Consider the following 5,511-nt stretch of genomic DNA (forward strand, 5'->3'; position numbering starts at 1 on the left):
GGCCACGCCCGCCACGATCGCCCCCGCCCGCCCCGCGCCCCCGGGGCGGCCCAGCAGCGCGTCGCGCACCCCGCGCGCGACGCCGGCCGGCAGGACGCGCGTGGTGTAGCGGCGCTCGCTCTCCAGCCCCTCCCGTGCCCCCACGCTGCGCGCCACCAGGGCCTTGGAGAGGCCCTCGGCGTACGCCCGGGTGCGGAAGTAGCGGAACCGCTCGCGGCCCGCCGGCACCCGGTGGTGGATGACCGAACGGTCGTCGATCAGCAGGACGGCGTCCGGGACCGACCGGGTCAGCCGGATGCACAGCTCCGTCTCCTCGCCCCCCAGCGGCAGCCGGTGACCGTCGCGCCCGATGCCGCTCGCGAAGCCCCCCACGGCCTCCAGGGCGGATCTACGGAACGAGGCGTTCCCGCCGAGGACGTTGCGCACCGCCACCTTCCCCGGCGGCAGTCCCCGGTACGTACAGCCCACGATCCAGTCGAATTCCTCCGGGAACCACGCCGGCCGGCGCCGCGAGGCCCACACCGGCTGGGTGCGCCCGCCCACCGCCATCACCCGCGGGTCGGCGTACCCCTCGGCGAAGTGCAGCAGCCAGTCCCGCTCGGCCACGGCGTCGTCGTCGAGGAACGCGACGACCTCCCCGGAGGAGGCCGTGACGCCGGTGTTGCGGCCGGCCGACAGGCCCCGCGGCCCGGCGTTGGCCAGCACCCTGACCCGGTGCGGGTCCGCGCCGGCGCCGTCGTCGCCGTAGGTCTTGGCGAGCCGGCGCAGCAGGACGGGGTTGTGGTCGACCACGAGCAGCGTCTCCAGGGCGGGGTACGACTGGTCGCGCACCGAGGCCACCGCGGCGAGGATGTCGCCCCAGCGGTCCTCGGTGTAGACGCAGATGACCACCGAGACGCTCGGTGTGCCGGTCCGTCCGGTCGGTGCAGCGCTCAAGAGACTTCCCCGCGGCTCGCGGTGGGCGCGACGGCGAGGGGATGCCGCCGGCGGCGGGAGCCGCGGCGGGTGCCGCGCTCATGGAGGATCACCTTCAGCACACGCAGTCCGTCGCGCACGGCCCGCAGGTTGCTCGCGCCGTGGATGCGGACGAACTCATGGCTGGGAATCTCCTGGACCCGCAGCCCGGCCTTCACCACTCTGATGTTCATCAGGGTCTCGACCTCGAAGCCGGCGCAGTCCAGGGCTATCTCGTCCAGGCAGTACTTCCAGAACGCGTTGTACCCGTAGCACAGATCGGTGTAGCGGGCGCCGAACTTGTGATTGACCATGGAGGTCAGGACGCGGTTCCCCAGCTTGCGGATCAACGTCATGTCGTCCGTGCCGCCACCGTTGGCGAAGCGGGAGCCCTTGGCGAAGTCCGCGCCGCCCACCAGCGCGGAGACGTAGCTGACGATCTCGCCGCCGTCGGCGGAGCCGTCCGCGTCGACCATCACGATGATGTCGCCCGTGCAGGCGGCGAAGCCGGTGATCAGCGCATCGCCCTTGCCCTTGCCGAGCTGTTCGACGACCTTGACGTCCGGCCGCAGGTCGCGGGCGACGCGCACGGTGTCGTCGGTGGAATTGCCGTCGACCAGGACCACTTCGTGGATCCAGTCCGGCAGGGTCTTGAAGACGTACGGGAGGTTCTCCGCCTCGTTCATGGCGGGAATGACGACGCTCACCGGTGGCGCTATCGCGAAGTGCGAGGTCACCGGCCGGTAGCGGCCTGATGTCTCCGGATCCTCTTCTCCGGCCGCCGGCCGCAGGAAGGCACTCATGAGTCTTCGTTCCCTCTCGTCCGGTGGACCGCCTGCCCCAGCGGTCCGATCGTCTGTCCGGTTCGAAAAGGGGGTACTCGCCTCGCCCGGCGGCGAAGGACACGCCGTAGGGCAGGGTGAGTTGGCAAGTAACGCCGGTCGCGCGGCACGCGACTCGGCACTGCTGACTGGCCGAGCGCGGCACCCCCTGCCGCGCCCCGCGCCGGACACCATCGCGACGCTTGTGAAGCCCTCCCCGGAGCCGCTCAGACATGATGGGCCGATGCGGGTAGATGTACGACGGTATTGAAGCTTGAGACCGTATGGCAAGAGGTGGGTCGGAGACTCCTCCTTTGGTGTTTTTTGCGCCTATGCAACCATCCGCACCGGCTCACCTCTTGACGTCGGCCCCGGTCATGGGCGGGTCCCCGTCAGCCGCTCGCGCGCAGCCGCCCCACCCGTTTCAGCAGCCGGTCGGCCGGTTCGAACAGCTCCGGTCGCGCCAGCACCGTGTTGCGCAGCGCCCGCACCGGCGCCCGCCGCGCCCGGTATCCCAGCGCCACCGGATGCTGCCGGGTCACCCAGCCCTCCGCGACGCTGAGCTCCCGGGTCTTGAGGGAGTCCTTGTACGCCTTCACTCCCCGCCCCAGGTCCAGGTAGGCCATCCCGTCGGCGGCCGCCCCCGCAGCCATCCGCAGGTGCAGCACGAGACCGGGGGAGTACTTCGCGAACTCCGGGTCGTACGCGGGGAACCAGCACGCCAGCACCGTGCCGGAACGCAGTCCGAAGTGCGCCGCCACCGGCCGGCCGGCGGCGTAGAGCACCGACAGCAGCCCGGAGAAGGACTCCGTGCGCGTGTGGAACAGCTGCTCGACGAGATGGGCTATCCAGGGGCGTGCGAAGCGGTCCGCGCGCCCTGTTCTTCGATATTGAGCCGATTTCCAGCCGGTCAGGACGCGCAACGCGTCCGGATCGCGCTCGTCGTGCACGTACCGCACCTCGCCGACGTCCCGGCCGAGCCGGCGCTCCTTGGCGAGCGTGGTGCGGGTGAACTTGGGCGACTGCTTGCGCAGCGCCGCGAGGTACCGGTCGAACCCCTGGTCGACGTCGATGACGGGCGAGGCGTACGAGCCGGAGGCCGCCACCTCGAACGGCTTCTGTCCCTCCACCAGGTGGTCGAACTCCCACAGGGACAGCCCGCAGGCGTGCAGCAGCTCGCGGGCGTCCCACTGGAAGCCGGGCCGGTGCACCAGGCCCTGGGCGTCCGAGACCCCCAGCCCGATCGCCCGCCCCACGCCCAGGGCGGAGCGCTGGAACGGGAAGAAGGCCACCGGCTCGCCGTCCTCGCGCACGACCGCGATCCGCGCCCCGCGCCGGCAGCGGCCGACGGCGAGGGCGAACTCCGGGGCGAGGAAAGGATTCGCGAGCTGCGGGGAGCCGTCCTCCACCGCCCTGGCCTGCAGGGCCGACCACACCGCCCGGTCGGCCGCGGTGAGCTCGCCGGGTCGGTACACGCTGATGTCCACCTCAGGAAGCCCGACTTCTCGCGGCGCGGCCCCGGTGGCGCCGCGCGTGTGCCATCAGGAACGACAGGAGCAGCAGCACGGCGCTGACGGCCGCGACGGCGGCGACGCCGCCCCGCACCGTCCAGGCGTGCAGGGCGAGCATGACCTGGGCGACGAGGAGGTCCACCGCGACGGCCCCGCCGGTGGCCACCACCGCCCGGCTGAGCGGGTCGAGGCCGCGCAGGCCGGTCGCCAGGGCGCACGCGGGCGCCACGATCAGGAAGAACAGCGTGAACGGCGCGCGCAGTGGTGAGCCGACGTCGGCGAGAGCCAGCGCGCCGCCCACTCCCGCGATCGCCGCCGCAGCACCCGCCGCCAGGGGGAGCGAGTCCCCTGCGGCCGTGCCGCGTCCGGCGCGGCCGTCATCCTCGCCTCCCTCGCCCGGTTCTTTCGCGTCATCGAGCCCGGTGAGATCTGTAAAGCTCTGCATTGGCGACTTTGCCCCCCGAAGCGCCGGATGCCGGGCTTCAATGTCGCGCAGTCGGCGGGGCCCGTCAAGATGTGAAGGCCATGCGAACAGGGCCCCCTCGGCGACTCCCGCACAACCGGAGTCCGTCGGTCGGATGAACGGTCGGTGATGCCTCCCGACTGTCGGACGTATGGTCAACTGCTCGTCAACTGGCCGCCCGTACAGGGTGGTTGTCAGTTTGTTGTCAGTTTTGGCATGGACACTTCCGGTGACACAGGGTCGCTGCTACCACGGGGGTAGTTGAAAACCCTGCTAAAGGAGGTTCCATGAAACTGTCCCGTTGCGCGGGTGCCTTCTCCGCGCTGGTCCTCGCGGCCGCCCTCGCCCTCACCGGATCCGGTACCGCCCACGCGGACGACGGAGGGTCAACTCCCGCCTATGTCGCCCTCGGTGACTCCTACACCTCCGGCGTCGGGGCCGGAAGCTACGACTCCGCCAGCGGCGGCTGCAAACGCAGCACCAAGGCGTTCCCCGCCCTCTGGGCCGCTGAGCACGCCCCCGCGAGCTTCGCCTTCACCGCTTGTTCGGGCGCCCGGACGGGTGATGTCCTCAGCGGCCAGCTCGGCCCCCTCAACGCCTCCACCGGCCTCGTCAGCATCAGCATCGGCGGCAACGACGCCGGCTTCGCCGACACCATGTCGACCTGCGTGCTCGGCTCCGACAGCACGTGCCTGGACCGGATCGCCAGAGCCCGCGCCTTCATCCAGGAGGAACTGCCCGCCAAGCTCGACGGCGTCTACTCCGCCATCAGCTCCAGAGCCCCCCACGCCCAGGTCGTCGTCATGGGCTACCCGCGCTTCTACCGGACCGGCGGCGTCTGCGTCGGTCTGAGCGACACCAAGAGGAAGGCCGTCAACGCCGCCGCCGACCACATCAACTCCGTCATCGCCAAACGCGCCGCCGACCACGGCTTCGACTTCGGCGACGTCAACACCACCTTCGGCGGCCACGAGATCTGCTCCGGAAGCTCCTGGCTCAACAGCGTGACGTTCCCCGTCGACGAGTCCTACCACCCGACCGCCACCGGCCAGTCGCGCGGCTACCTGCCCGTCTTCTCGTCAGTGGCCTGAGCCGTACGCCCCGCCGGAGTATCCGCCCGGGCCCGTCGCCGACGACCCCGACGACCCCGACGGGCCCGGCGTCGGGCGTCCGGGCGAGGACGGGGCCGGGGACGGCCTCGCCGTGGACGGCGTGCCCGCCGGGGGCGTCGTGCAGGACACCGTGAACGGAACGCGACGGGAGGTCAGCTGCCGCGGGCTCCTGACCTCCAGCGCCATCCAGTCCTGGTCCGGGTCGCCGGCGCGGTGGCTCACCTCGGTGTGCTTGAGCACCACGCTCCGCGTCCCCTCCGCGATCCGGACGGTCTTCCAGCCGCCGTCCGTCACGCTGCCGCTGCCCGTCACCCAGCGGTAGCCCACGTCCGCCGGGACCCGGTCGACGGCGACGGCCGCCTGGAAGACGGGCGCGGAGGCCACCGGGGCCGGGCAGGGCCCGGAATAGCGGTCGCGCAGCGCGGCGATCGTCACCGTCACCGCGGCCGGGCCGGAACCCGTCGAGGAGGAGGGGCCCGCCGTCCCGGCGCCGTCCTGCGGGGCCGAATCCTTGCCGCTGCCGCCCGTCGTGGCGCCGCCCGCCGACGCGCCGCCGTCCGAGCCGCCCCCGCCGGTCAGCGCCCAGACCAGCCCGGCCGCGGCGAGCCCCGTCACCAGCGCGCCGATCGCCAGCGCCCGCCCGCCCGGCC

Annotated in this window: 5 protein-coding genes and 1 pseudogene; 1 reads left to right on the forward strand and 5 read right to left on the reverse strand. The window is 72.2% G+C overall.

Translation table 11 applies throughout. The features are described 5' to 3' along the window. From LE181_RS31335 to LE181_RS31350, 4 genes are all read right to left on the reverse strand, one after another. A partial coding sequence (locus LE181_RS31335; RefSeq protein WP_225664952.1) for a glycosyltransferase family 2 protein occupies positions 1-936 on the reverse strand: 936 nt, incomplete at its 3' end. After that, positions 933-1,757: a glycosyltransferase family 2 protein gene (locus LE181_RS31340; RefSeq protein ID WP_225664955.1), complete on the reverse strand. Its 825-nt coding sequence runs from the start codon at positions 1,755-1,757 to the stop codon at positions 933-935. The genes LE181_RS31340 and LE181_RS31335, both read right to left, overlap by 4 nt. A 410-nt stretch (positions 1,758-2,167) precedes the next feature. Then, positions 2,168-3,262, reverse strand: coding sequence for a GNAT family N-acetyltransferase (locus tag LE181_RS31345; protein ID WP_225664957.1), 1,095 nt, complete (start codon positions 3,260-3,262; stop codon positions 2,168-2,170). A 1-nt stretch (position 3,263) separates the two neighbouring features. Beyond that, positions 3,264-3,731, reverse strand: a complete 468-nt coding sequence (locus LE181_RS31350) for a hypothetical protein (RefSeq protein ID WP_225664959.1) — start codon at positions 3,729-3,731, stop codon at positions 3,264-3,266. 305 nt (positions 3,732-4,036) lie between these two features. Between LE181_RS31350 and LE181_RS31355 the strand changes: the two genes are divergently transcribed. After that, the gene (locus LE181_RS31355) at positions 4,037-4,840 is read left to right on the forward strand and encodes an SGNH/GDSL hydrolase family protein (RefSeq protein ID WP_225664961.1); all 804 of its coding nucleotides are present in this window, start codon (positions 4,037-4,039) and stop codon (positions 4,838-4,840) included. On the opposite strand, the pseudogene LE181_RS31360 reads toward LE181_RS31355, so the two are convergent. After that, positions 4,829-5,511, reverse strand: a pseudogene (locus tag LE181_RS31360) (hypothetical protein); the annotation flags it as partial. The gene LE181_RS31355 and the pseudogene LE181_RS31360 sit on opposite strands and share 12 nt — an antisense overlap.

The sequence above is a fragment of the Streptomyces sichuanensis genome, assembly GCF_020328095.1.
Taxonomy (GTDB): Bacteria; Actinomycetota; Actinomycetes; order Streptomycetales; family Streptomycetaceae; genus Streptomyces; species Streptomyces cinnamoneus.